At 67.6% G+C, this 25,492-nt stretch carries 20 protein-coding genes; 5 read left to right on the top strand and 15 right to left on the bottom strand.

What is annotated here, in order from left to right; genetic code table 11:
• Positions 1–17: 17 nt before the first annotated feature.
• The 3 genes from N4P33_RS05540 to N4P33_RS05530 are packed head-to-tail and all read right to left on the bottom strand — an operon-like array spanning position 18 to position 4,392.
• A complete protein-coding gene (locus N4P33_RS05540) occupies positions 18–914 on the bottom strand; it encodes a phospholipase D family protein (protein WP_260825123.1) in 897 nt (298 codons plus the stop codon).
• Complete coding sequence (locus N4P33_RS05535; RefSeq protein ID WP_260825122.1) at positions 911–2,791, bottom strand: ATP-binding protein; 1,881 nt, start codon at positions 2,789–2,791, stop codon at positions 911–913. Before N4P33_RS05535 ends, N4P33_RS05540 begins: the two co-directional genes overlap by 4 nt.
• Entirely contained in the window at positions 2,788–4,392 is a 1,605-nt protein-coding gene (locus tag N4P33_RS05530) for a DEAD/DEAH box helicase (RefSeq protein ID WP_260825121.1), read from the bottom strand. Before N4P33_RS05530 ends, N4P33_RS05535 begins: the two co-directional genes overlap by 4 nt.
• A gap of 503 nt (positions 4,393–4,895) precedes the next feature.
• Between N4P33_RS05530 and N4P33_RS05525 the strand changes: the two genes are divergently transcribed.
• The 5 genes from N4P33_RS05525 to N4P33_RS05505 all read left to right on the top strand — a co-directional run bounded on the left by N4P33_RS05525 (position 4,896) and on the right by N4P33_RS05505 (position 14,701).
• Positions 4,896–6,047: a cysteine desulfurase family protein gene (locus N4P33_RS05525; RefSeq protein ID WP_260825119.1), complete on the top strand. Its 1,152-nt coding sequence runs from the start codon at positions 4,896–4,898 to the stop codon at positions 6,045–6,047.
• A gap of 59 nt (positions 6,048–6,106) precedes the next feature.
• On the top strand, positions 6,107–7,222 hold the full coding sequence (locus tag N4P33_RS05520) for a DUF4007 family protein (RefSeq protein ID WP_260825118.1): 1,116 nt from the start codon (positions 6,107–6,109) through the stop codon (positions 7,220–7,222).
• Complete coding sequence (locus N4P33_RS05515) at positions 7,219–10,797, top strand: ATP-binding protein (protein WP_260825117.1); 3,579 nt, start codon at positions 7,219–7,221, stop codon at positions 10,795–10,797. The genes N4P33_RS05520 and N4P33_RS05515 overlap by 4 nt, the downstream gene beginning before the upstream one ends.
• Positions 10,794–11,627, top strand: a complete 834-nt coding sequence (locus tag N4P33_RS05510) for a phosphoadenosine phosphosulfate reductase family protein (protein WP_067135521.1) — start codon at positions 10,794–10,796, stop codon at positions 11,625–11,627. The genes N4P33_RS05515 and N4P33_RS05510 overlap by 4 nt, the downstream gene beginning before the upstream one ends.
• Before the next feature lie 617 nt (positions 11,628–12,244).
• Complete coding sequence (locus N4P33_RS05505; protein WP_260825116.1) at positions 12,245–14,701, top strand: DUF262 domain-containing HNH endonuclease family protein; 2,457 nt, start codon at positions 12,245–12,247, stop codon at positions 14,699–14,701.
• Positions 14,702–15,036: 335 nt separating this feature from the next.
• Here the strand turns inward: N4P33_RS05505 and N4P33_RS05500 are convergent, their stop codons facing one another.
• From N4P33_RS05500 to N4P33_RS05445, 12 genes are all read right to left on the bottom strand, one after another.
• The gene (locus N4P33_RS05500) at positions 15,037–16,170 is read right to left on the bottom strand and encodes a DnaB-like helicase N-terminal domain-containing protein (protein WP_260825115.1); all 1,134 of its coding nucleotides are present in this window, start codon (positions 16,168–16,170) and stop codon (positions 15,037–15,039) included.
• Positions 16,170–17,381 carry a DNA cytosine methyltransferase gene (locus tag N4P33_RS05495; protein ID WP_399028684.1) on the bottom strand — a complete coding sequence of 404 codons (1,212 nt, stop codon included), beginning with the start codon at positions 17,379–17,381 and terminating at the stop codon, positions 16,170–16,172. Before N4P33_RS05495 ends, N4P33_RS05500 begins: the two co-directional genes overlap by 1 nt.
• Before the next feature lie 191 nt (positions 17,382–17,572).
• Entirely contained in the window at positions 17,573–19,366 is a 1,794-nt protein-coding gene (locus N4P33_RS05490; protein ID WP_260825114.1) for a type IV secretory system conjugative DNA transfer family protein, read from the bottom strand.
• Positions 19,306–19,737 (bottom strand): hypothetical protein, encoded by a 432-nt coding sequence (locus N4P33_RS05485; protein WP_260825140.1) that lies wholly within the window; start codon positions 19,735–19,737, stop codon positions 19,306–19,308. Before N4P33_RS05485 ends, N4P33_RS05490 begins: the two co-directional genes overlap by 61 nt.
• A gap of 2 nt (positions 19,738–19,739) precedes the next feature.
• Positions 19,740–20,264 carry a hypothetical protein gene (locus tag N4P33_RS05480; RefSeq protein ID WP_260825113.1) on the bottom strand — a complete coding sequence of 175 codons (525 nt, stop codon included), beginning with the start codon at positions 20,262–20,264 and terminating at the stop codon, positions 19,740–19,742.
• Positions 20,265–20,338: 74 nt separating this feature from the next.
• Positions 20,339–21,160: a DUF317 domain-containing protein gene (locus tag N4P33_RS05475; RefSeq protein WP_260825112.1), complete on the bottom strand. Its 822-nt coding sequence runs from the start codon at positions 21,158–21,160 to the stop codon at positions 20,339–20,341.
• Positions 21,151–21,507, bottom strand: a complete 357-nt coding sequence (locus tag N4P33_RS05470) for a hypothetical protein (RefSeq protein WP_260825111.1) — start codon at positions 21,505–21,507, stop codon at positions 21,151–21,153. The genes N4P33_RS05475 and N4P33_RS05470 overlap by 10 nt, the downstream gene beginning before the upstream one ends.
• Before the next feature lie 29 nt (positions 21,508–21,536).
• The gene (locus N4P33_RS05465; RefSeq protein WP_260825110.1) at positions 21,537–22,340 is read right to left on the bottom strand and encodes a DUF317 domain-containing protein; all 804 of its coding nucleotides are present in this window, start codon (positions 22,338–22,340) and stop codon (positions 21,537–21,539) included.
• Positions 22,337–22,720: a hypothetical protein gene (locus tag N4P33_RS05460; RefSeq protein ID WP_260825109.1), complete on the bottom strand. Its 384-nt coding sequence runs from the start codon at positions 22,718–22,720 to the stop codon at positions 22,337–22,339. Before N4P33_RS05460 ends, N4P33_RS05465 begins: the two co-directional genes overlap by 4 nt.
• Before the next feature lie 420 nt (positions 22,721–23,140).
• Positions 23,141–23,893, bottom strand: a complete 753-nt coding sequence (locus N4P33_RS05455) for a hypothetical protein (RefSeq protein WP_260825108.1) — start codon at positions 23,891–23,893, stop codon at positions 23,141–23,143.
• Between the two features lie 25 nt (positions 23,894–23,918).
• Positions 23,919–24,623, bottom strand: a complete 705-nt coding sequence (locus N4P33_RS05450; protein ID WP_260825107.1) for a hypothetical protein — start codon at positions 24,621–24,623, stop codon at positions 23,919–23,921.
• A 13-nt stretch (positions 24,624–24,636) separates the two neighbouring features.
• The gene (locus tag N4P33_RS05445) at positions 24,637–25,488 is read right to left on the bottom strand and encodes a relaxase/mobilization nuclease (RefSeq protein WP_260825105.1); all 852 of its coding nucleotides are present in this window, start codon (positions 25,486–25,488) and stop codon (positions 24,637–24,639) included.
• Positions 25,489–25,492: the final 4 nt, after the last annotated feature.

Genomic DNA, 25,492 nt, shown 5'->3' with positions numbered 1-25,492 from the left:
ACGCCGTGGCTGTGATCTTAGGCGTGCTCTATGCCGGGTCGCAGCTCCCACGACCCCACTTCGGTGTAGTACCGGCCGAAGTGCTGGAGCCAGGCCGCGAGCGTCTCGGCCGTCCTGCGCGCCTGTTCTTCTGTGTCACCTGTCCGTTCGGCGATGGCCCGCTGGAGCTCGATGTTGCTGAGACGCTGCTCTGTGGTCAGCTGACCGAGTTCCGGAATCGCATGCAGGCGGCCCTCGACCTCCCTGTTGAAGGCGTCCTCCGGGAGGCCAGCGGGAACATCGAGCCTGGCCAGGTCTCGTACGATGCCGGCCTCGACCAGCGAGGTGAATCTCTGTCGCCCGCTGTAAAGGGCGTAGACGTTCGCCGGTCTTCTTGTCTCCGGGAACCAATACGGGGCTGCTTCGTCCTCAGATGGCGGAGTGACGCGCTCGCTTCTCAGGAGTTCTGCCTGCTGCCGTATGAGGGCTGCCGTGTGGGATGTGGCTATGATCGAGCGGGTGTTGATCTCGCCGAGGACGCGCTGTACTTCGGGGTGGTCGATCGGCACCTCCAGCAGGAGTTCCACGTTGGCGTTCGGCACGCGTCCAGTGGCTTTGCCAGTCAGGTTGGCAGAGCCGACGAGACAGCGGCCGTCGGCACGGTAGAGCTTGGCGTGGAGGGACGGACACAAGGCAATGGAAATGCGTTCGTCGCTCTGGGCAGCTTCGATGATCTCCGGGTCTGAGACCCCGGCGGCTACCTCCGCCGGGGTCCAGCGCGTGACACACGTGATCTTCTGGACGGAGGAGGGCACAGCGGAGATGGTCTCCTCGAAGATCGCCTTCTTGATGAAAGGGGCGATGATGACCACCTCCTCGCCGGCACCCTCCATCATGTCTGCGATCTGCTGCCAGACATGGTCCGGCTGCGTCACTCCTCTTCGCTCCCGTCCTCGATGAAGTCACGGGCGTACCGGCCCCAGTCGCTTCGGGCATCCGCGATGACCCGGCGCGCCTTCTTATTGGGGATCTCGTCCTCCATCCGTGCCCAGGAGAAGATGAGCAGCTTGAAGGTCTCGGTGGCGCGGGCGAGCCGCTGGCGGAGCTCTGCGTCGTTCGCGTCCTCAGGCACGTCCTCAAGAACGGCCATCAGCTTGCTGTGCAGGGGGTGTTCCGTGTTGAACGACACCTGGAGCATGCCGGCGAGCAGGTCGATGTTGAAGAAGGCGGATGAGTCCTGGGGGCTGGAGATCCAGCGGACGCGCCAGTCGTTCTCCAGGGCCTCGTCGACCAGGGTCTGGGCGGTGTCCTCGTCGACGTGGTGTCGCTCGGTCAGCGCGGTCAGCTGCTCCTGGCGCTTGTCGGCTTCCGTCGCCTCCTCGGCGAGGAGGTCGGTCGTACCGGTGTACCCGTCCTCCTGCCGGCGCTTGACGGCGTCCGTGGCCTTGGAGGTGACGTCCTGGTCGTACCGCTTCTTGCCCTTCCGGCCGCCCAGCGTCTGCTGCCTCAGCTTCTTGCGCATCTTGCCCAGGAGGCCCTTGAGGTACTGGGCGAGGTCGATCAGCGGCAGCCGGGGGTCGCCGAGTTCCCGCAAACGGTCCTTGAACTGCTTGGGCGTCTCGTCGGGGTCCTGCTCAGCCGACCAATCGAAGTCGGCGAGTGACGAGAACACGACGGCGGTCTGCTTATTGTTCGTGACCCCGAACACCTCGTCGAGCTCGGGCGGGAAGTCCACCTCGACGCCCCACCACCGCTCCACGGGGTCGTAACCGATCGCCCACGAGGTATCGAGGTCGAGCTCGCGACCCTTTCGGACCAGCGAGACGCCGATGTTCCGACGGGCGTGCTGCCCCCACTTCTGAGCACCAGGGTCCCGGTTCGGGTTGGCATCGTCGGGCCACGGATGGCCGGGGACATCGGAACGGCGGGCTTCAGGCCGGGCGATGGATGCGCGCACCGTTACGGTGTGCTGTGTGCCATCGACCGTGATGGGATAGCGGTAGACCCCCGGCTCCGCCTCGTTGCCCATGGGGAAGGGCTCGAACATGGGGCTACTGCTGAACGGCGCGGGCGTTCCGGTCTTCGCCATGAGGTACAGAGGGTCATTGGGCTCGGCGTAGTAGGCGCCGTTGTTTCCTTCGAGGACCTTCCCGTCGCGAACGGGCGCCATCTTGATGTCCACGGAGCCGTCGTTCAGGTAGTGCCGGTACACACGGCCGATCAGTTCGGCGGTGTTGCGCAGGGTGGCGCCGGCACTGTGCCACTTGACGCGGTCCAGGTTCGTCCAGACGACGAGGGTGCCGCTGGTGCCCAGGGGTACCTCGCTGAGGTCGTCCCAATACTCCGGCACACGGCGGGGAACAGGGGTGGGAACTTCATCCTGCCCCTTGGTGATCTCTTCCAGGTCAAGGTAGGTGTACAGAGCGTTTGCAGCGCCGTTCTTCCATGACCAGACCTCGACCTTGGTGCACTGGGACATGCTGGAGTTGGGCAGGCCCATGCCGAAGCGGCCGATTCGGGTGCGGTCGTCTCCGAGCCCGTCTCCGTATTTCAGAGCGCGGCGCAGCAGTTCGCTGTCCATGCCCTTGCCGTCGTCGAGGACTGCGATCTTGTCCACTCGGTACCTGGTCTGGGCGGCACCTTCGATGGGGCTCTCGCAAGCGAAGACCTGAACCAGCGTGGCTTCCGCGTCGATGCTGTTGTCGATCAGCTCGGCGAGCGCGTAGGCGGTGTTCTTGTAGCCGCTGTCGCGCATGGCCTTGACGGTCAGCGAAGGGCTGACGATCCGGTAGTTGTTTCCTTCGCCGGTCACGCTGTCTCCCATACATCTTCCCAGTTGGTGAATGCTTCGGCGACGTCGCCGAACCCGGGGAGCTCCGGGTCGACGACGGTGACGATCTCGCATGTTTCAGTGCCGCCGGCCTTGGGGCCGCGGATGACCCGGCCGACCATCTGGCTGTAGAGCACGAGGGACTTGGTCGGCCGGGCGATGACGGCGGCGCTGGCCGCCGGTGCGTCGAAGCCCGTGGTCAGGACTCCGAAGTTGCACAGGATCATCGGGCGCCGCGCCGCGCTCTTGAAACGACGGATAGCGTCGCTTCGGTGCCGCGGCGAGGACTCGCCGGTCACGAATACCGCGTCGAGGCCAGCCGCGGACAGCACGGAGGCGATGAGTCGGCAGTGCTGCACCGATGCCGCGAACACGAGGATGCGGCGGTGCTGCTTCTCAAGCAGCTCCATGATTGTCTGGACAACCTTGAGGTTCCACTGCTCGTCTTTCGCGAGCTCAGCGATGAGGCTGTCCGGGATCTCGAACGCTCGCGCCAGGTTCTGCTGATCCCGGGCGGACAGGTGCATGCCGGCTTCCGCGGCCACCGTGCGCATGATCGGTTTGGCCAGGTAGCCCTGGTCGATGAGGGCTGTCACGGGGTTCGTGTAGCCCTCGATCTCCAGCATGACCTTCTGGCGGGAGAAGAAGTCTGCCAGTTCCTCGTCCTTGGCGATGTCCGCCCACGTGCGGCCCGGGGTCGCGGTGAGGCCCAGCAGACTGGAGTCATGGCGTACCGTCAGGTCATCCACTACGCCCTGAAACGTGGGGGCGATGATCTGATGTGCCTCGTCGAACACGGTCAGAGTGGTGCGGGCGGCCAGGGTGCGCAGGAACTGCGGGTCCGACTTGGCGGTTGAGACGGCCTTCTCCAGCCCAAGGACGACCAGCCCATCGGTCACGTCCGCAAGGCCCGGGGAAACGGCGCCCCACGCACGGAGAACCGGCAGGGGGCGGTCGCCGACCTTGCTCCAGGCGCGCTCGAACTCGGCCGCGGCCTGCTCCAGCAGTTCCTGCCCGTGGGCCAGCCACACCACCAGGGTCGGCCCGTACTGTCGCAGGTGGTCACAGATCATGCTCATGCCGGTCCGTGTCTTGCCAACGCCCGTCGGCAGGTGCAGCACGGCCCGGCGGGGGCCGTCGTACAGCAGCTCCTTGGTCCGGCGTGCCGCGCGGAGCTGATGGGGGAATAGGGCGTAGTCGGGTGCTGTCTCCCGCTTGTAGGCGGGGACTTGAGGCTGTGCGCGCTCTACCGTGAAGCCGAAGAACTCCAGAAGCTCCCGGCGTTCGTCAGGCGTCCACTTCAGCGTGTGCAGGTACTCCAGCGGTTGCTCGTCGCCCAGCGCCCCGAGCCGTTGGGCCAGTTCCGCCTGCTTGGGACCGGGAACAAGGCCGAGCAGTACGGCGCGCTCGTCCTCGTCTGCCACCAGGAGCTCGGCGTCGATCGCGATCGCGGCGACGGCTCGCAACCGCTCATCACCCGCCCGGCCTCCCTCGATGAGGTCCAGGAGGCCGCACAGCTCATCGCCGAGGTGCCGACGTATGTAGTCCATGGGGGCGTTTGCCAGGACTGCCTCGAAGGGCATTCCCGGTGACCAAGTCGTCACAGCCTCACCTGACCGATGCGGCTGACGGCAAGCCGTGAGCCGCCCCCACAGAACCGACCAGCATCGTGAAGTTCCTCCCCCAGCTCGACGCACACCAAGCAGCGCTTCAACGTGCAGACACTGCGACGTTGCGGCGTTCGGACCACCCTAATCGGGGCCACTGACAACAGGAGCACCATCAGGCTAAAAGCCCAGCCAGGGAGGACATTTGGCCGCACAGCTGCCCGTCTTCCCAGTCGCGAAACGGATCTTTCGGCATGCGGCTTGCGCGTGAGCGCGCGATATAGAACATTCATTCGGTAAATGGCTTGCGACACCACGCGTTCGAGTGATTCAAAGAGTGGATCTCGGCTCGCGACTAGGATCACGGCGGGCTACTGGTGGAACCCCGGATGCGGGGTGAGGCTTCCCCCAGCAGTACATTGGTGTGCGACACGAGCGAGGTGGGGTGGCAGATGATGAGCGGGCCAAACGGGACTGGTATGTCCTATTTTGACTACAACGCCACCGCTCCGATCCGGCCTGAGGCTCTCGCGGCCGTCGTCGAGGCCATGCAATCGGTCGGCAACGCCTCAAGCATGCACCAACCGGGGCGGCAGGCGGCTCATCGGGTCGACGTCGCCCGTCGGCAGCTAGCCGATCTTCTCGGCTGCTCGCCCGGCGAGATCATCTTTACCTCCGGGGCGACAGAGGCGAACAATCTCGCCCTCCGGGCCGCGTTCCGTGCCGGAAACCCCTTGGTCACAAGCCCCGTTGAGCATCCGGCTGTCCTTGAGACGGCCCGCGCGGTCACCGCCGGGAGCCCCGACGATCTTGTACTTCTGCCGGTCGACGGCGACGGCCTGGTGGATCTCGGCGCCCTCGATCAGGTCTTCGCTGCGCATTCTGGGGGAGTGGTTTCCCTGATGGCGGCGAACAATGAGACCGGCGTCCTCACCGATCTCCGCGTCGCGGCCAAGGCAGCCCGTGAAGCCGGCGCGCTCGTCCACACGGACGCCACACAGTTCGTTGGTCGCCTCCCCGTGGACGTCGCTGAGCTCGACGTCGACCTTTTGTCACTGTCGGCCCACAAGTTCGGCGGACCGCAGGGAGTCGGTGCCCTGTATGTGCGCCGTGGGTCCCCGCTCCCGCACCGGCCGCTCCTTGTGGGCGGCGGACAGGAGCGGGGCTGGCGCGCGGGCACCCTGAACGTGGCAGGGATCATCGGCATGGGAGCAGCGGCCGAGGCCGCGGCGCGCGGCCTCGGTGAGGAGGCCGAGCGGGTCACAGCCCTGCGTGACCGCCTCGAATACCTGGTCACCCGCGCCCTGCCCGATTGCCGTATCAACGGCCGGCGCGATCAGCGTCTGCCGGGTGTGACGAGTATTACTTTTCCTGGGGTGCCTGCGGACGCTGTCCTGGCGGCCATGCCCGACGTCGCTGCCTCGGAGGGCAGCGCGTGCGCGTCCGGCGCTCCGACGCCGAGCCACGTGCTCCTGGCGATGGGGCTGTCCCGCGCGGATGCCGACAGCACGATCCGCTTCTCGCTGGGCTACGCCACCACAGATGCCGAGATCGATCACGCCGCGCGGGCCATCACACGCGCTGTGACGCAGGTTCGGGCCGCGCTGGCCGAAGCCGACGGTCCCCGCTGACCGTTACCCCGATTACCAACCTCGTTAGAACGATCGCATTGGACACAGAGAGGCCCCGGATGTCAGACAGCCGGCTTGGGGAAGCCGCCCTTTATTCCTTCGCGCGACACGAAACGTTCGCGCCCCGCTTCGGCTGGCTGCACAAGGCATACATGCAGGTCAAACGCGATCAGGGTGCGTTCCTCGCGGCTGATGCCCCGGTGCGGTTCGGCGTGGGCAAGAACATGGTCAACGCCATGCGCTACTGGTCGCGCGCGTTCAAGCTGACTCGTGAGTGCAATCCGACGAAGGGCACACAGGCCAAGTTCTCCTACCCCACCTGGGAGGCCCGCTGGCTCCTCGACGAGGACGGAGGAGCGGACCCGTATCTGGAGGAGAACGGCAGCCTGTGGCTGCTGCACTGGTGGTTGGTCTCGTCCCGCCCCGGGGCGAAGAGCCACGCGCCGGCCTGGTACACGGCCTTCCATCTCGCGCCGTTCTCCCGGTTCACGGTCGCGGACATGACGCAGGTGGTTACCCGGCATGTGAATTTCTCCTACGACAAGAGCCCGGAGGAGGCGTCGATCGTCAAGGACATCGAGTGCCTCACCAAGATGTACGCGCGCAGCGCCCCGGAGAAGGCGGGTTCGCCGGGCAGTTACGAGGACCTGCTCGCATGCCCGTTCCGCGACCTTGACCTGCTGACCTTTGTCGGGACGCGCGGAAATGCCGAGTGGCAGTTCACCAGCGGGCACCGCACCTCGTTGCCTGCCCGGGTCCTGGCCTATGCCTGCCTCGACTACGCCGCCAAGTTCTCCCGTCAGGCCAACTCGATCTCTGTTGCCCGGCTCGCCAACGAGCCGGGCTCCCCGGGGCGTGCCTTCCGCGTCCGGGAGAACGAGATCGTCACGGCGCTGCAGAAGGTCGCTGCGGATCACCCGCAGCTCGACCTGACCGAGGCCGTGGGACAGCGCAGCCTCGCTTTCTCGGCAGACCCCTTCGATCTGGCGTGGGAAGTGCTCGACGAGCAATACGACTTCGTCACCCGCCGTCCCGGCTTCCCCACCCGCGAGGAGTGGGCCGCCACGTTCCCCAAGCTCGCCGAGGCCGAGCAGAAGGAACTCGCCACGAAGCCCACGGACGCCACAGACACGGACGACACCACCGACACACTCTTTGCTAAGGAGACCGCGTGACCACCGCAACCTCCACGCGGACCCCGAGTAGCCCGTCGAGCTCCGCTCCGCAGTTCCCCGCCGGCATCGAACTCGTCGGCTCCCAGATGCGCTCGACCAACCTCGAGCGCGACGTCGAGGACGCGCTGCACGATCCCTACGTCGGCGCCCGGGCCGTGGACGTCCTGGAACGCATCGCGAGTGCACTGGCCGATCAGCGCCGCGCCCGAGCCTGGTCGTTCACCGGCCCCTATGGCTCCGGCAAGTCCACCCTGTCCAACATCATCGACGCACTGCTGGGGCGGGATGCCAAGCGCCGCAGCGAGGCCGAGCGCATCCTCGAAGAAGCCAGCCCCGCCCTCGCTCAGCGCCTTGCCGCAGCCCGCGATGCCATCGCCCCCGAGGGATTCCTCGGCGGCGTGGCCACCGCGCGCCGCGAATCCGTCGTCGCCACCCTCTCCCGCGCCCTGCACACAGCGGCGGCGCGACGCTGGGGCAAGCGCGTCCCGAAGGCCATCTCCACCGCCCTAGAGGCGTGCGCCGACCCGGACCGGGCCGGGTCCAAGGAGATTCTCGGCGCCGTCACGGCTCTGACGGCGGACGGACAGCAGCCTCTTCTCATCGTCATCGACGAGTTCGGTAAGACGCTGGAACACCTTGCCAGCCACAACGAGTTCGCCGACGCCCAGCACGACCTGTTCCTACTGCAGGAACTCGCGGAGAGGGCGGCCGGCCCCAACGGGCTGCCCGTCTACCTGATGACCTTGCAGCACCTGTCGTTCATGGACTACGCCTCACGGTCCAGCGAACTCAAGACCCGCGAATGGGCCAAGATTCAGGGACGCTTCGAAGACATCACCTTCGTTCCCCACCACGGCGACTCCCTGCACCTGCTGCGCCGCCGCCTCGACCGCTCGGCCGTCGACTCTGCGGGGCAGGCTCTGATCAACGCCTCCGCCGAGGCATCCGCAGATCTCTGGACCCAGCACGGTCTCGGCGTTCTCGCCGAACTCGGCTCCGACCACTTTGCCGACCTCTACCCGCTGCACCCCATCACGGCCCTGGCTGCGCCGATCCTTGCCGCCCAGATCGGCCAGCACGACCGCAGCCTGTCGGGCTTCCTCAACAGCGGGGAGCCCAACACGGTCCGCCACTCGCTGGCCCAGCACAGCGACCAGAACGCAGAGCACGCCAGCACGGTGCGGCTGCCGCAGCTGTACGACTACTTCCTCAACTCCGGGCGCACGACCCTGCTTGCTTCCGCCAACGCAAGCCGGTGGATCGAGGTCGATTCACGAATCCGGGACGCCAACGGCCTCCCGGATGCCGACCAGGACGTACTGAAGACCATTGGCGTCCTCAACCTGATCGACTCCGATGGGGCCCTCAGCGCCACCGCGCCGATGATCCACTTCGCCCTCCACGACCCCACCGAGGTCGCTGACCCCGCCGCCTTCTCGGCACTCGAAGAGCGGCTTGCCGACCTCGTACGTCGGGGCTTCGTGGTTTACCGCGAGTTCAGCGGCGAATACCGCGTCTGGCAAGGAACCGACGTCGACATCGACGGTCGGCTGAAGGACATCATTAGCCACTTCGACGACGCTGCGGTCATCGACCGGCTCGGTAACCTCATTCCCCAGGCTTTCGTGGCCAGCCGCCACAGCCAGATCACCGGCATGATGCGCGTGTTCTACACCGCGGTCAGTGGCCCGGAGACCAAGACCGTCGCTGCCCCGGACGAGCTGAGGGAGCCCGCCGACGGCCTCGTCGTCTTCCACCTCGGTACCGATGCCGACCGGCCCACCGTGCACTCGCCCCTGCCGGTTCTCGTCGGCACTACCGCCGACTCCGACGTGGTGCTGACCACGGCCACCTACCTCGTCGCGTTGAAGGAACTCAGCAACCAGCAGGACATCGACCACGTCGCCCGACGAGAAGTCATGGAGCGCCTCGTGCAAGCCGAGGCCGAACTGCTGGAGCTGCTGCAGGACGCCTTCTACCCGCCCTCCTCCCAAGCGTCCTGGAGCCTGTGGCACACCGGGATCGCCCCTGGCGAAGAACCCGCCGCATCCGGCCTGACGGCCCGGAGTCTGAGCGGCCTGGTCTCCCTCGCCTGCGAATCGGTGTACCCGCACACCCCGCATATCCGCAACGAGATGCTCGGTCGGCACGTCCTGACGAGCCAGGCCGCCCAGGCCCGCGGCATACTGCTAACGGCCATGCTCTCTGCCTCGGGCAAGGAAAACCTCGGCCTCACCGGGTACAAAGCCGAACGAGCCATCTACCACGGTGTTCTGGCCTACCTCGGCCTGCATCGCGAGAACGGGGAGGCGCAGGCCGAGAGCCAGCACGAAAGCCTGCTCCCGTACGGCTTCTCCCCACCCGGTGAGGGCCACGAGCACGCCCAGTCCGCCTGGAATGCCCTCAACGAGGTAATGACCGGGGCCACCGAGCGGGTCAGCATGGAAGAGGTCATCCGTGTCCTGATGAGCCCCCCCTTCGGGCTCAAGGCCGGCGTGGTCCCGGTCTTCCTGGTTCCGGCCCTGATCATCCGCCGGCACGACGTCGCGCTGTTCGAGGAAGGCACCTACCTCCCCCGGCTGACCATTGACGCCGTCGAGCGCCTCGTGAAGGGCCCAGGACGCTTCTCGGTGAAGTACACGCCAGCCGGAGACGGCCAGCGGGGCAGCATCATCAAGAAGCTGATGGTTTCTCTCGGCGTGGAAGCACCACGCTCCAAGGCTCTACGCAACCCCGACCTCCTCGCCGTCGCCAGTGCGCTGATCACGCGGGTGGCCGACCTCAACAAGTACGCCCGTACCACCAAGAACATCTCCGCCGATGCCCGCGCCGTGCGCGCCGCCATCGCCAAGGCGGTGGACCCCGACGAGCTGGTCTTCCATGCGCTGCCCAAGGCCCTTGGGCTGCCCGAGGTTCCGGCACGCACGCGGGCCAACGCGGAGGCGGCGAACACCTACGTCGAACGCCTCACCGCGGCAGCCGACGAACTCGTCGCCATCGAAAATAGGCTCCGCGCAGAGGTCGTCCGCGTCCTTGCCAAGGAGTTCCGCCTGCCGGCCGAACTGCCCAAGCTGCGTACTCAGCTGGCGGCCCGGTTGCGTGGCTTCGCAGACGCCGTGCTGACACCAGAACTGCGGGGCTTCGTCGACTTCGTCCTCAGTGACAGCCTCGAAGACGACGACTGGCTGGAACCCATCGTCGTGCGTCTGACCAACTCCGCCCTCGGAGACTGGGATGATCACGAAGCCAAGGTCTTCCCTCAGAAGGCCCGGGCGATGGCCGCAGCTCTTGACCGCGTCGGACATCTGCACCACGCCGGACGCGAAGTCCGGAGCCGGGAAGAGAAACTCGACGCCCAGTTGTTGACCTTGACCGACAGCGCCGGCGTGGAGCAGCGCACGCTGATCTACGTACCCGAGCAGGCACGCGGCGAGGCCGACACGCTCGCTGCGGACGTCCTGAAGCGGGCGGAGAAGGCTCTCGGGCCGGACGGGGCACGGATCCTGCTCGCTGCCCTCGCCCAGCGCGTGACCGAAGCCGCGACAGCGGCGAGTGAAAGGAAGGCACAGGGATGACCGACGAAGCCGACACCAAGAAGGTCCGGCACGTGCTCGGCATCTCCGGTGGCAAGGACTCGTCCGCGCTCGCCGTCTACATGCGCGACCGAGTTCCGGAGATGGAGTACTTCTTCTGCGACACCGGCGCCGAGCTGCCGGAAACCTACGAGTACCTGAACCGGCTTGAGGCCGCCCTGGGCAAGTCGATCGTGCGACTTAACGCCGACCGCGACTTCGACCACTGGATGGAGGTCTACCAGGGCACCCTGCCCAGCCCGCAGATGCGCTGGTGCACCAAGAATCTCAAGATCAAGCCTCTGGAGGACTGGGTCGGTGACGACAAGGTCATTTCCTATGTCGCCATCCGCGCCGACGAGAACCGCCTGGGCTACGTCAGCACCAAGCCGAACATCGAGGCCGTCTTCCCCTTCCGAGAGGATGGCATCGACAAGGACGGCGTGATGCGGATCCTCGAAGAGGCCGGCATCGGCCTGCCCGGCTACTACGAGTGGCGCACGCGCTCCGGCTGCTACTTCTGCTTCTTCCAGCGCAAGCACGAGTGGGTCGGCCTCAAGGAGCGTCACCCCGACCTCTTCGACCGCGCCGTCGAGTACGAAGAGAAGGTCCGCTACCGGCACACCGCCATGAAGGGCCGCAACTACACCTGGTCACAGGGCGAGTCGCTGCCGGAGCTCATAGAGCGCAAGGAAGAGATCGAGGCCAAGCATCGGGCGGCTCTGGAGCGCGCGGCCAAGCGCATCAAGCCCAACAGGCCCCTCCTGGAGGTACTCTCCGACGCGCTCGACTCCGACGACGACGAGGCCGGCTGCTCCGTCTGCCACCTCTGACGCGCAACCACACACAGCGGCCCCAGCAGCACGAGCTGGGGCCGCTGTTGCTTTCCCGACTTCCAATCGAGCTGGTCCCTCTTGGGGTTGTGATTTCGCCCGGGCTCTGTCCCAGACCTCCGGAGGAACGCAGCCCACACTCACCCCTCACAAGTTGAGCTTCCGTGCAGTGAGATGACGTAACGTCACATATGAGGCATGCCGGGCGCGTGTGCCGCGCCTGCTACCTCTGCCGACCACTCATATGCCACCATGAGTGATGGCTCACCCACAGGCACGGAAGAGTGACGGAGTGAAACCGGGTATATGGAAATTCGTGGGTTTTTGTTGCGGCACGGATGTCATCTTCTCAGTTCCTCAGTGAGCCCAGTCAGGGATTCCATCCTTCGTGTCAGCGTGCATACAGCTGGAGCTGCCCGAGATCAGGCGCCCTCTCGTTGGCGTCGCACACGGAATTGAATGGCTTGCCGCGCTCGAGGTCTCGATCTGTTTCCTCGGTGCTGTCATTGCGCTTTGCGACATCAGCCAAATGATCCGAAATGCAGGTCGCAGGTCCCTTCCAAGGCCATGCCGCATCTGATCTGACCCGAACCTGCTGAACGAAAAAGGGACTACGCATGCCTACGCAGGCCAAGGAAATATTCGAGGCGCAGAGCAAGAGTGTCCGCGAGCTGCTGTCTGACAATGGCCTGGGCCTCTACCTCCCGCCCTACCAGCGTCCGTACGGCTGGGGCAAAGACAAAGTCGAGAAATTGCTCGACGACACCCTGCATGGCCTCAAGAATCTAGGTGAGGCGCCGGACAGCTTTACCTTCTTGGGGACCGTCATCACCATTCATGACGTCAACCACGTCACGGTGAAGCCAATCGTCAAGCCCGAGGTCCCGTCCAAGGTCCTTACCGTGATCGATGGGCAGCAGCGTTTGTCGAGCCTTCTTATCCTGCTTGTCGGCCTGCACAACCTCATTCGTCAGCGTGCATGGAAGGTCTTCAAGGGCAACGAGCCGGATCCGACCGACAGTGCTCGGATTCAGCTCTACTCGGAAACGATCAACATCCTGCAGATGCTTGGGGCGTCGTTCTACGAGCGAAAGAACTTCGGAAGTACGCCGATCTACCCGCGTCTCATTCGAGCCTTCGTGGATCAGTGGGCAAAGACCGATAAGCTCAAGCTGTACGAGTCGCCGATCGCCAACCTTATCTACAGCTACTCGGTGCTAGCCGACGATGAGAAGCCGACTTCTAAGCCCACGGACTTCAGGCCGAAGCCGCGACCGAATGCGGGCGAAGGCGAAGGCGACCTCATCAAGAGGTTCAACGAGATCCGTACGGCGTTGACCAAGCTAGTGCAGCGAAAGCCTATCGAGGAGCTGGAGGATCTACCGCCGCTAGCGACCCTTGCTACCAACATCGAGTTCCAGCGCGCGCTCTTCAACCACGAACTCGACCCTGAATTCTGCAATTGGATGGGGCAGTTGCAGGACGAGCCCGAGGCTGAGCTGATGCGACTCGTCATGTTTGCTGCCTATAGCTTGAACCGCATCGCTCTGACTGTCGTGCAAGGCAAGGACGAGGACTACGCCTTCACGATCTTCGAGTCGTTGAACACCACGGGCGAGCCTCTAACCGCCTTCGAGACCTTCCTCCCTCGGGTGGTCATGGCAACGAAGATCGAGGACTATCAGGGATCGGACGCATATGCGTACATGAAGGCGGTTCAGGGCTACCTCGACCGTTTCGACGTCGGAGATAAGCTTCAGAACGCAACACGAGACCTGCTCGTCACTTTCGCGTTGGCAGAGACCGGTAAGAAGCTCTCCAAGCGTCTCCCGGATCAGCGGGTCTATATGCGCGATACTTTTGAACGCCACAAGGACTCCGCCGATGACCGGAGCGCGTACCTGCGCCACCTAAGCGACACGGCGGCCTTTATCGGGAACACTTGGGAGCCTCTGCCCAACACTTCTCGCACGCTACCCGGGCTAGAAGCGACCGTCATGACGGACACCGTGAAGTTGTGTCTGGGCTTCCTTAACGCGCTCAATCACACCATTGCTATCGCGCCGCTCGTGCGCTTCTACTCCGAGGCTGTCCACGCGGACGAAGGGGAAGTGAAGACCAAGCGCATCGCCGAGTTCGAGAAGGCGATCAAGGCAATCACTGCCTTCACGGTCTTCTGGCGAGCAACGCGTCGCGGCACGGGCAACATCGATAGCCAGTATCGGGCGGTCATGGCCGGAGACTCGCTCACGGGGATGGGACCGCTCGCTCGGCAGTGGGAATTTCCCGATGCATCCAAGCCTGATCCGACCGTTGACGCTGAGCTGCTGAAGAAGGAGCTTGCGGCGCGTTTGACGCACCCGAAGCACGGCGCCATCCCAAACTTGGCTTCCTTCCTGGCAGATGCTTCAGCGTTGCCGCTCTACTCAATTAGCCGCCCGCTGACGCGTTTTCTTCTCCTGGCTGCATATCACGACACAATTGAAGATCCAGAGAATCCGGGGCTGATCGTCCAAGGCAAGGCGGGGCTCGCCTCGTGCTTCACTGCAGATGGTTGGGAGGACGAGACACACCTCACGATCGAACACATCGCGCCGCAGCAGGCCACGAGTGGGTGGGATCAGGAGTTCTACAGCGAGAAAGAGACCGTCCACAAGCTGGGTAATCTGGTCCTGGCACCGGGCGCCGCTAACACGTCCCTTAGCTCGCGGCCTTGGACCGAAAAGAAAGTCCTGTATGCGGCACTCGGTGCCAAGACGGCCGACGAGGCCAAGTCGATCCTCAACAGTTCTGGCTTGACTTTCGCGCAGACGACTGAAGATCTAGTGGCCATGCAGCGTTACCTCCCACACTTGCGAGCACTGGGGCAGCGGGAGGACGAGTGGAATCCGACGTTCATGGATCAGCGTGCAGATGTCCTCCTACGGCTGGCCTACACACGGCTCAGGGGCTGGCTCGGCCTGGAGCTGTCTGACTCCAGCACTGATCCGGTGGTCCAGGTCGAGGATGTGGACTCCGAGCACGATGAGGTCGACGAGAGTGAGGATGCCGGGGGAGCGGCTGGAACGGCGTAACTCGGCAGTCCAGTTGGGCGGCGCTCGGCGAGGGCGTCGCCGATGGTCATGCGCGGGTTGAGGAGCTAGTTCCGTCTTGGAGATGCCGGGGCCCGTCCTTGCAGGGTCCCCGGCAAGGCAATGAGTTCCTCCTGGGTTGTCTGAGATCTAGTTGCGGCTACTGCTTGCGAGGAGTTGGCCCTTCGGGCTTCGTCAGCGGGCTCGTCGCCCACCAACCGGTCCTCAGTGGAAAGGCCAGGGGTGCTCGGCGATCCGCTGGTGCTCGCGGTGGAGTTAATGCCAGGTGCTTCTGCCGGTGGCTGACCCTTCAGGCGTTGCTCAGTTCGGGTTGGGGCTCAGCGGGAGATGCGAGTGGCCGGCGGAGCAGTTGTCCGCGGTGGGCTGGCTCGGGGTGGTGATGTCGTCCTGTCGCGTGGGCGGTTGATTGTTGGCGCTTGTGAGGTGGCCTGGTGCCAACGGGTGCGCACGGAGGATAGACGCGCGAGCGCGCGGCGACCGCCGATGATGAACTGATACGGGGTGGTTGTCGGGTCGTCGGTCAATGCCTGCAGATGACTGCCCACTTGTTGCGCGGTCGTGAGGAGGGATCGCTGGACGATCAGCTCACCCCAGTGCTGCGGGGAACCGGCCGGTGATGCCAGGAGGTTGAGCAGTTTGGTCGGCTCGACATCTGGTTTGAGGAGACCGCGCTGCTGGGCCTCCCACAGGACCGTGATCGGGTCGACGGGGGCTCGTCGGTAGGCCAGAGCGGTCAGGCTCTGCCACAGGCCGGCCTGCAAGGGCTGCGAAAAGTCGTCGGCGGCCAGCCACCGCATCTGCTCGACATCAGCAGGATGTGCCGTCGCGGTCGCGAGCAGCAGCCACTCCTCGTCGTCCGCCTCCCCGGTGTTGTGTGGGGCGCCGATGGGCACGGATGCGGGGATGCGTTGTAGGGGGCCGGAGGGCGGTGGGAACCGCGCGGCGATTTCGTCCACGGCGTCGGCCAGGGCGTCGGCTGCGGCGAGGGTGGCGGGCACCGGGTGCGGGAGCGTGTCGTCCCTCGCGGTCTGCACGAGGCGCATGGCGTGGGCGCGCAAGGTGCGACGGGCGTGATCGGTCTCGATCATCCGCGCATATGTGGACGCGTGGCGGGGCCAGGGACAAACCTGGATCAGCGTGTGCAAGTAGGAGGCTGTCAGTCCACGTGCGTGTTCGCGCGCGGCAGTGAGTACCGCGTTCAGCCAACTGGTGTCCAGCGTGTGCTGGACCGGGTCGGGGGCTGGCCGGTTGCGGATTGCGGCGAACAGGACGCCATGGGCGTACTCGGAGAAGGAGCTGCCGTCGATCCCGGTGACGTCGGCGAGACGCTGAGGCTCGAGAAGGAGGGCGCCGAGGAGGGCCTGCTCGGCGAAGTACGCCGGCTGGGGCGGACGGGTGTCGGACACGTCCTCGTGGTCGTCGAGTTCCTCGGAGGTGGGGTAGCGGGGCATCAGGCGGCCAAGGTGAAATCATCGAGGCTGAGGTGGACGTTCAGGTGCGGGGCGAGGAGGTGGGCGGCCAGCCGAGGCGGGACGGCGTTGCCGATCTGAGAGAACTGCTGGCTCTTGTTGCCCTGCCAGGGGTAGTCGGCGGGGAAGGTCTGCAGGAGGCCAGCCTCGCGCGCGGTGATCCGGATCGGCTCCGGCACCGCTGGCGCAACCGTGTCACTGGCCGGAGCCGACACCGGTTGGGCGACCCAGGTGCACTCGTTCGCCCGGTGCCCGAAGAACAGCGTGCCTGCCGGCTCGGACAGCGGGCGGACGGTGGCGTTGGCCTGGTTGTTGCTGCGTAGGGACCAGGACCATCGGTGTGCTTCGGCGGTGAAGGTCGGCGCAGGGGCGGTGGCGGAGCGGTTTTCGCGGGTGCCGTGCCTGGCAGCCCAACCGGCTCCTTCGCGGCGGGACTGCAGGACCACTCCGTCCGCCTGGGGCACCCAGGTGCCGCGCTCTCGGGCGTCGGACAGCGTCTTTCGCGAGCCGGAAGGGAATGGTTCGGGACCGCCGCCCGGCCCGCCGCCAGCGCAGACGGTCGGGACGGGCCGGTCGGTCGCGCCCCATCCCAGGGCCTCGGCCATGCTGACCCAGCGGGCGCGGCCAGGACCGAACAGGGATTCCGGCTCCTCGACCTGGGAGTGCGTCGGCGTGGGAGGCTGTGCCGTACGGACCCGGGAGGCGAGAAGGATCGCCCGCCTTCTCGTCTGCGGAACTCCGAAGTCGGCAGCGTTGAGGATCCCGCACCAGACCGAGAAGCCCCATCCGCGTAGGACGGCCGCGTACTGCTTCCACAGCGGCAGGACGTCCGGCACCTCCTCCATAGCGACCCACTCAGGCTCGCCGACCGTGTTCAGAGCCTGGAGGTAGCGCATCGGCTCAGCCGCCAGCAGCGACCGTTCGTCACGGCACGCGGCGAGGAGGCGTTCGCGGGTGTCCCGCCCGGTGGCCAAGTCCTCGACCGCCGTGTGCACCAGTGGCTGGTCCACCAGGCCGAGGCGCTTGCCAGCCATACTCCACGCCTGGCACGGAGGGGAAGCAATCAGCCCACTCGTTCGGCCGATAAAGGGCCCCGTCGGATACGTCGCCACATCGGCCCGAATCGTCAACTGACCTGCGGCCGCGCGCGTTTTGCAGGCCCACTCGTCCCACTCAAGGCCGACGTCGCGCATTCCGAGGACACCCAGCGCTCGGCTCCAGCCGCCCGGCCCCGCGAAGAGGTCGAGTATCACGTGGCCAGCCCCGACCTTGTTCCGTTTCGACGCATCCGCATCCCCGCGGCAAGTGACGAGGCCGTCCCCGGGCGAACATCTGTCCTCGACGCCCGTCTGCACGTCGTTGGCTTCGTCTAGGCGTGTCCTGCTCATGCTGCCGATCCGAAGTCGGACTGCGTCGGTGCGTGCTTCGCGATGGCCCGGGCGGTGATTGCCTTTGACGCGCGGTCGGAGGCCGTGGACAGTTCTGCCGCGCCGGGCTCCTGGTACCAGGGGCGTAGGTCGAGCATGGCGGGCCGCATACCAGTGGCGAAGCAGAGCGCCGTGCCCTTGGGCAGGGCGCGGATCGCGTCGGCGGGCAGGATCCGCTGCTGTCGCATCGACACCGAGGTCGACTTGCCGGACTCGGAGTGTGAGGTCGAGGTGGTTTCGACGTCGTGGTCGCCGATCAGGCGGGACAGCTTGTCCGCGAAGTCCGGGTCGTCGATACCGGAGCCGATGACCTTGACGGTCGAGGCGGACCACATGGCGTCCATGCCGGCGTCCCCCCAGACCTTCTGGCCCTGGCGGTAGGACTGCAGGATCGTGATCGGGATGATCCCGCGCGACCCGAGGTGCGAGTACAGGTCCGGCAGATCGGAGATCTTGCACACGTTGGCGGCCTCGTCGAGGATCGCGAGCATGGGCGGGTCGAGGCGTCCGCCGGCGCGTTCGGCCTGGGCGGTCGCGGCCCGCATCACCGAGTCGGCGCACGCGGCGATCAGCGCCGAGGCTCCGCCTCCGCCGTCCTTGCTGAGCAGGAAGAGGGTGTCGGTGGAGGTGACGAACTCGGACGGCCTGAACTCGGGGACGTTCTTCTGCGGGGTGACCCAGGCGGCGATCTCGCTGTTGAGCAGCGCGGCGGCGTACTGGCGGGCGGTCTCGTAGATGCCGTCCCTGGTTTCCGGCGGTCCTTCCACGGTGCCCTTGAGTTGGGCGGCGACGGCGGTGAATCCGTGGTCCCGGAGGATGTCGAGCGGGGTGCGGTCGGCGGGAAAGGCCAGCCACTGCATGACGTCGGTGATCGGCCGCTCGTCCAGGGCCGCGGCAAGGAAGAGCTGGGCGAGGATGTTGGATCCGGCCTTGGACCAGAAGTCGCCCTGCTGGCTGGCGTCTACGGAGGCGGCGAGGAAGTGGCCGGCCAGCCGCCCGGCGCCGTCGAGGGTTTTGGCGTCCGCCAAGGGGTTCCACCACATCCCGCGTGCGGCGTGCGCGATCTGCTGCGGGTCCATCGACCACACCTGCCCGACGCGCGCGCGGGCGTCGTAGGTGGTGGTGAACGCATCGCCGGCGGCCTTGTTCGAGGTCAGCAGGACCGGGCCGGGCGCGGCGAGGATGGAGGGGATCGCGAGCGAGGTGGTCTTGCCCGAGCGGGGCGCCATGATGGCGACGGCCACGTCCTCGTAGCCCATGCGGACCTCGTGCTTGGTGCCCTGCAGGTTGCCGAGGAGGATGCCGGTGTCGCGGGCCTCGATGTGCTTGGCGTCCTTCAGGCTCGGGCGCAGGGAGCGGGCCTTGTCGGTGATCGCCTTGGCCATCATCGGTTCGATGTCACGGGCCTTGGCCATGCCGGTGATCTTCTTCTTCCGGCTGCCGCTGCGGTTCTTGTGCCGGGCCCACAAAATGCCCGCCGCTGTCCCGAGGGCCAGGAGGAGGAGAACGGGAACGATGCGTGCCCCGATCAGCAGGGGCGTTTCTCCCGCGTGGGGCCAGAGGCGCTCGGGGTGGAGCAGGGCGGTGGTCGGCTGGTACGGCGCCCAGCCGCCTCCGGTGAGGTAGGCGGTGATGTTGCCGGACAGCCAGGCGAGGTGGGACAGGGGGACGACGAGGGCTGCGACGCCGATCAGGAGGCGCAGGACGATGTCGTACCCGTCGGTGGAACTGTTGGAGGAGGTGGGGGGCAAAGAGTTACGTGCCTTCCGGGCGGGGGCGGGGCATTCAGCGGCTGCGGCTGTTCCCGGCCGGCGGCTGGCGCGGCGGGCCTGGAGTGCTCGGCGGGACGGTGCGGCGCCGTGAGGGCGTGGACGCGTTCTTCCAGGGCGGTGGCGACGTGCACGGCGAGGACGTCCGTCGTGCGGCGGGTGACGACGTCCGGATCGCGGGGCGGAAGACTGCACAAGCTGGACAGCAGGACGCGGGGCATCAGGGGGTCGTTGCCGTGGCTCCAGCCGCAGGCGCGGTGCAGGGGGACGGGGATCCAGGCGGGGTCACCGCCGCCGGCCAGGTGGCGCGGCGTGATGAAGTCGACCTCGACGGTCTCGGGGGTCGGGGGCATGCTCACTTCCGTGCGGCAGCTCGCCGGTCGGGCGCGGTGGCCGGGGCCGGTGTCGGTGTGGGGGCCAGGGGTGAAGGGGCTTTGCGGGCGGCCGTGTTGATCTCGCGGAGCGCCTTGCCGTGGGTGGCCCAGTCGTCGAGGTAGCTCCACGATTCGGCGTGATGTGCGGCGAGTGCGTCGTCGAAGTCCGGGGTTCCGGGTTTGGCGGTGGCGGGGAGGGCGTCGCGGGTGACCAGCCATTGCTCGTGCAGTTCGTCGAGTCGGTCGAGGGCGTCGCGCAGGACGCCCAGCTGGTAGACCCAGCGGCTCTGCACGTTGGTCTCCGGCAGCTGGGCCAGTTGAGTCTCGGCCGTGGCCAGCAGGTGACGGGCGCCGTACCGGAGCGGCTCGAATGCCTCGGCGGTGTCGGCGTCGCGCTGGCTCGCGCGCCTTCCGTAGGCGTGGTCGTCGTAGGGCCAGCCGTCGAGGTCGGTGTGCTCGTCGGAGTAGGCGTCCCAGGCGTCGAGGATCTTCTTGCTGTCGCTCACGTAATGGTCGAGGTGACGGAGGAGGTCGCGGTGTGCGTGGTGATCGGCGGAAATGGGAAAGGGGTCCTGTCGGTTCAGGGGCGGGCGGCCGTCTGGGCGGTGTGGGCCTGCGCCGGGGTCGGTGCGGGTTTCGTCTGCTGCCTGCGGGCGGAGCGTGCCTGGGCGCGGAGCGACTCGATACGGGCGGTGTGGGCGTCGACCACCTGCTGCGGGCGCAGCGGGCTGGGTGCCTGCACGGCGCTGTAGTGGCCGGTGCGGTCGTACATGCCGCGCTGGAGCGGGCTGCGGTCGGCCAGCGCGGTGAGGAACGATCCGACGAGGTGGGCGGGGACGTCCTCGTCGAAGTAGGCGTGCCAGATGCGCGGGCCGGAAAACTGCCCGTCGCCGGGCTCGCAGGTCTCAACGTGCCAGGACGAGCGGCCACTGAATTCGCTCAACGGGCGCAGTTCGATGTGGCACATGGAGTCCGGCGAGCGCGCTGTACCGTCCGAGTCGCGGTGCCAGTTAGCCGAGGTCACCGGCTGCCACGGATCCTGCTGCTGTGGCGGCGGGGCGATGAGGGCGTCGGTGAAGCCGGCGAGGACCTCGGCGGGCACGAGTTCACCGAACTCGGCGTACCAGCCTGGCTCGGTGTCGGTGGGCTCGGCCCGCAGCCGCCACCATGCGGAGGTGGCGGACTGCGGGTCGAACTGGAGGCTGTGGCGACGGTCGGGACTCGCCAGGACGATCTCGGCACTCAAAGGGTCGGAGACGGCGCTCCATCCGGCGGCGGCCAGGCCGTGGGTGACGTGGCGGGCATCCCCGGGGCCGGCGAGGTGGCGGGGGCTGGTGTCGAAGGGGATCCGCCAGGCGTGCTTGTGGGCGAACCCGGCGAGCTGCCGTTCGCTCAGCGGCAACGGCCGCACCCCGGCTCACTCGAGGCGGCGCTGACGATCTCCTTGCGCAGCTCGTCCAGGACGTAGTGGAGCATGTACTGGTCGGTCTGCACCCACGCTGCGGCACGCAGCTCGGTGACCAGATCGCTGATCTTCTCGCTGCGCGGTGTGTTCGGGTGGCTCTGTACGGCGCGGGCGAGGGCGCGCAGGGTGTCGCCGAGCTGGATGGGCAGGCCGGTGTATTCGTCGAGGAGGGGCTCGACGAGAGCGAGCGCCTCCTGGGGGTCGGGGTTCTCGCGCAGGTATTCGGTGAGGCGGCACAGGGTGTCGGTCGCGGCGCGGATGGCGTCCCGGGTGAGTGCGGGCATCGGGCTCCTCGGGGTGGTGGGTGTCGTGGTCAGCGGCGGGTTCGTGCGCCGCCAGCGGCGGCGTGGGCGCGGGCGGTGGTGCGCGGTCTGGTGCTTCGGGCGCTGTTGCGGGCCCAGGTGGCGGCTCGGGCGGCCGTGATGCGGGCCTGCTGCCAGGCGCTGAGCTGGGAGGGCTTGACGGATACCGACCAGGTGCGGATCTGCGCGCTGTGCGGGACGCGTCCGCGCGGGCGCATCACGGGGTCGGGGCTGGCGAGTTCGGTGGAGAAGGCTTGCACGAGGTGCATCGGGGTGTTCGGCGTGAAGTTGGCCGTCCAGCCGTTGCCCTGCTTGTCCTGCGCTCCGCTCCACCACATCGCCGCCCCGTCGGGGTTCTGGCGGTACTGCATCCAGGCGGTGCCATCGGGGCTGGTCGCCACGTAGTGTTCGCCCTCGAAACGCGTGTGCCAGTTCTGCTCCTGCAGCGGAGCCCAGACGTTGGGGGCGTGTGCGGAGCGGGGACGGGTGAGGGCGTCGGTCAGGCCGGCGACGATCTCCACCGGGGCCTGCCGGCCCAAGTGCGCCGACCACTCGCCGCTGGCACCGTCTGCCCGGCCGTGGATGGTCCAGCCGCCGGGAAGGACGTAAGGGTCGTAGGCGACGCGGACGGTCCGGTCCGGGCTCTCCATGAACAAGGGGCCGCCGGTCTTGGACTTGTCCCGCCAGCCCGAGGCACGCAGGAACTCCGAGACGTGTCGGACGTCGCCGCCGCCTGCCAGGGCACGGGGCTGGACGAGGTAGTGCTGCTCGGCCTGCTCGCCGGGCCCCCAGCCCTGCCACTGCTTCTTCTTCACCGGCGCCGCCGGACCACGAGCGCTGCGGGCACTGGGCGCTTCGCCGCGCTGGTGGCGGGCTGGGCGCCGACGCGCTGCAGGGCGTCCTTGTGTTCGTCCAGGTCGAGGGTGATGTCGTGCAGTTCGTTCGAGGCACGGCCCAGAGCGAGCCACACCTCCGCGGGGAGCGCGCCGCGCTCTGCCTGGTCCTTGGCGAACACGCTTCCGGTGGCGACGAGGTGAGTGACGCCGCCGAGGACTCCGACGTCCGGGTCGAGAACGCGGGCGATGACCTGCGCGGCCTGGGGCGGGGGAAGCTGCGAGAGGTGGTCGGCGAGCTGGCCGAGCTGGCGGGTGATCTCGTCGGCCAGTCTCACCGGATAGGGGGCGGGGTGGGACATGCTCCTCCGGGTCGGTGGACGGTCAGTGGTGGTGGCGCTGCCCGACGCGCTGTGCCTCGGCGAGGACGGCCTCCGGGCGGGCGCCGGCCAGAGGGGAGGTGTGGTCGGGGCCGGTCGGAATGCACGCACGCAGATAGCGCCGAAAGAGGGCCGTGGCGAGTCGGGGCTGGAGCCGGTTGCTGATCGGTGGGGGTGTGCGGGGTGCTACGGGTTTCTCCGGGAGTCGGGCGGTGCGCTGGGCGGCCCCGGCGGGATTCCGGCGCCGCCCAGCGCTTACGGGATACGGCGGGCCAGTGCGGGGCGCGATAGGGAGCCGACCGGTGCCGGTCGCTGCGCGGCGGGACCGGCCGCTCGGATGCGGAGGCCGTGCACGGACCGGTCAGGAGCAGGACGGGATACCGAGGTCGGCCTCCGCCTGGTTCACCGGGTCCTGGCGGTTCGAGTGCCGGCCGGTACCGGAGGCATGGATGCCAGGGCGGAGGTGGGCGCGGTCCGTCCGGCGGGGTGCTGGAGGGCGATGCCGATGCCGAGCGCGTCGAGGCGCGGGCCGATCTCGCGCAGGGCGCGGGCCTGGACCTGGGTGTCGTCACCACCCAGGCAGTAGATGCCGCTCTGCGGGTCCCGGATAAAGCCGTGGGCCACGAGGATGGCGCTGGCCCGGTCGTCGGCGGGGGCGGTGGCGACGCTGCCGTCCGGCTGCCAGGTCAGGACGATCCGGTCCGGCTGGGAGGGCTGGATGCCACCCAGGGCGTTGTGCCGGACCTGTGCGAGCGCACTGTCGTAGCGGGCGAGCAGATCGCCGGCGACCTGCTCGGCACTCAGGAACGGGTCGTCTGCCAGGGCGACGCCGTTGGGCTCGGGGACAGCGCGGTACGCATCGTCGGGCAGGGCGCGCGGGGCGACGGCGGCGAGAAGGAAGCCGTCGCGTCCGTCGTGCCGGTCCAGGAGGACGAGCTGGGCGCCGTCGGGGCGGCTGAGGACGGCTGCCTGCGTCAGCGGGTGCTCGGCGAGGGAGGCGGCGACCAGGTCCAGGTCCCAGATCCGATTGGAGAGTTCGGCGAGGTCGTCTTTGGCGTCGGCTGTCAGGTGCGTGCTGGTCCAGGTGTCGGGGAGTTCACCGGCGAGGACGTCGGCGTACGAGGCGAGGTGCTCGGAGGTGTCGTGGTCGTGCATGGTGTCCTTGGGCAGTTGCAGGGGCTCAGCGGCGCAGGCGGGTGGCACCGACGGGCGGCGGTGCCGGGGCCGGCAGTGCACGCGGCGGGGGTGGGCAGGCGCACACCGCGGAGCGTTCGGGCTCGTGGTCGGGAACCTGCTCGGCGCAGGGGCGGCGGCCGGGGTGAGGGGCGTGCCGGTCGGCCAGCCGTTCGCGGGTGTGCGCGAGGTCAGAGTGGATGACGCGGACGTATTCGTCGGCGAGGTAGCGCAGCCGCCCAGCGGTATAGGGGTCGGTCGTGTCGCCGAGTCCGTCGAAGAACTCCGCCAGGGCGCCGAGGGTTTCCTCCAACCCGGCGAGGATGCCGTCGTGAGGCGCGGTGAGTTCAGTGAGGATGTCGGCTGCCCCAGCGGTGTCGGTGGCTTCGCGCAGGCGTTCGGCGAGGTGGGAGACCGAGGTACCGAGCGCGGGGTAGCGGGCCGGGCGGGCGTCGGTGTTGAACGGTTCGTCGCAGTCGACGTGGTACCCGGCAGCCCGCAGGCGCGCTACGGCATCGGTGGCGAGACGGGACTCGTCGTCCTCGGTGAGGCCGGCGGGGACGCGGTGGTAGATCTCGTGGAGGCGGACGACCGCGATGAACCCCGCGCGCTGGAGAATGCTGTGTGCCTCGGAGTCGCCGCCGCGTGCGAGGAGTTCGTCGGAGTGCGGGTCACGGCGGATGTCCAGGAAGCGGTCGGTGTTGCGGGGCAAGGAAGCGTTGCTCCTACGGAGATCTCTGGGCGGTGTGCCGGGCTACGGGCGGTGCAGCGGCGATCCGGGACCGGCGGACCAGGTGGGCCGCGGCGGTGTCCAGGTCCTGCTGGATCGCGTGGAGCCGGCGGGCGATCAGCTCCAGACCGTGTGCCGCTTCGGTGCCGGCGGCTCCGGGCTGGCGGGCGATGCGGTGAGCGGTGTGCTCGATCAGTCCGCGGACCGTGGCCAGCGGGCCGGCCTGCTCGTCGGCGAGCTGCGCAAGGACGCTCGCGAGCTGCGCGGATGCCGTGGGCGCAGTACGGACAGCGGGCCGAGCTGTGGGACCGGTGCGGGCCGGGATCAGGTTCAGGTCCTGTTCGATGCGGCGCGCCTCGTCGGCAAGGCGCCGCAGGATGTCTGCGGGCGGGGTGCGCCACGTGCCGTCGAGGTGGATCAGGTTGGCGATCAGGTCCAGGCGTCCGGGCTGTGCCTGGACGGCGATCCACCGCCAGCCGTGCTCCGCGGCGCCGGGTATCTCGATACCGGCGGCTCGCGCGAACCGGTGAGCGGTTTCGGCCCACTCGGGACCGGTCAGCTCCCGGTCGTCCGGGTGGAGGCGGATGTCGAGATGGAGGATCGCCCGTCGGTCGTCGTCCGCACTGGCAGCGAACGGATGCTCCAGGTAGGGATCCTCGAGGTGCTCGGCCCACTGAACCGACGTCCAGGTTCTCTGCTCGTCATCCGGGGTGTAGTAGTCCAGGCCCGGCCAGTGGGCGACGATGGTGTACTCCGTCCGGCCCTCGTTCGCAGAAAGGGGCCGCCCGAGTGCCTCGGCGAGCGGGTCGCGCGGCGAGTGGGTCCGCGCGTGCAGGCGAGGGATCATGACA

The sequence above is a fragment of the Streptomyces sp. 15-116A genome, from assembly GCF_025290915.1.
GTDB lineage: Bacteria > Actinomycetota > Actinomycetes > Streptomycetales > Streptomycetaceae > Streptomyces.
Note: the sequence above shows the minus strand (reverse complement) of the source record. Positions and strands in the feature narration are given on the sequence as shown.

Bases quoted from the DNA above. Each gene is read 5' to 3' on its own strand.
- N4P33_RS05530 (WP_260825121.1), bottom strand. From the start codon at position 4,392: ATGCCCTTCGAGGCAGTCCTGGCAAACGCCCCCATGGACTACATACGT.
- N4P33_RS05525 (WP_260825119.1), top strand. From the start codon at position 4,896: ATGTCCTATTTTGACTACAACGCCACCGCTCCGATCCGGCCTGAGGCT.
- N4P33_RS05520 (WP_260825118.1), top strand. From the start codon at position 6,107: ATGTCAGACAGCCGGCTTGGGGAAGCCGCCCTTTATTCCTTCGCGCGA.
- N4P33_RS05510 (WP_067135521.1), top strand. From the start codon at position 10,794: ATGACCGACGAAGCCGACACCAAGAAGGTCCGGCACGTGCTCGGCATC.
- N4P33_RS05505 (WP_260825116.1), top strand. From the start codon at position 12,245: ATGCCTACGCAGGCCAAGGAAATATTCGAGGCGCAGAGCAAGAGTGTC.
- N4P33_RS05500 (WP_260825115.1), bottom strand. From the start codon at position 16,170: ATGCCCCGCTACCCCACCTCCGAGGAACTCGACGACCACGAGGACGTG.
- N4P33_RS05495 (WP_399028684.1), bottom strand. From the start codon at position 17,381: ATGCGCGACGTCGGCCTTGAGTGGGACGAGTGGGCCTGCAAAACGCGC.
- N4P33_RS05485 (WP_260825140.1), bottom strand. From the start codon at position 19,737: ATGCCCCCGACCCCCGAGACCGTCGAGGTCGACTTCATCACGCCGCGC.
- N4P33_RS05470 (WP_260825111.1), bottom strand. From the start codon at position 21,507: ATGCCCGCACTCACCCGGGACGCCATCCGCGCCGCGACCGACACCCTG.
- N4P33_RS05460 (WP_260825109.1), bottom strand. From the start codon at position 22,720: ATGTCCCACCCCGCCCCCTATCCGGTGAGACTGGCCGACGAGATCACC.
- N4P33_RS05455 (WP_260825108.1), bottom strand. From the start codon at position 23,893: ATGCACGACCACGACACCTCCGAGCACCTCGCCTCGTACGCCGACGTC.
- N4P33_RS05445 (WP_260825105.1), bottom strand. From the start codon at position 25,488: ATGATCCCTCGCCTGCACGCGCGGACCCACTCGCCGCGCGACCCGCTC.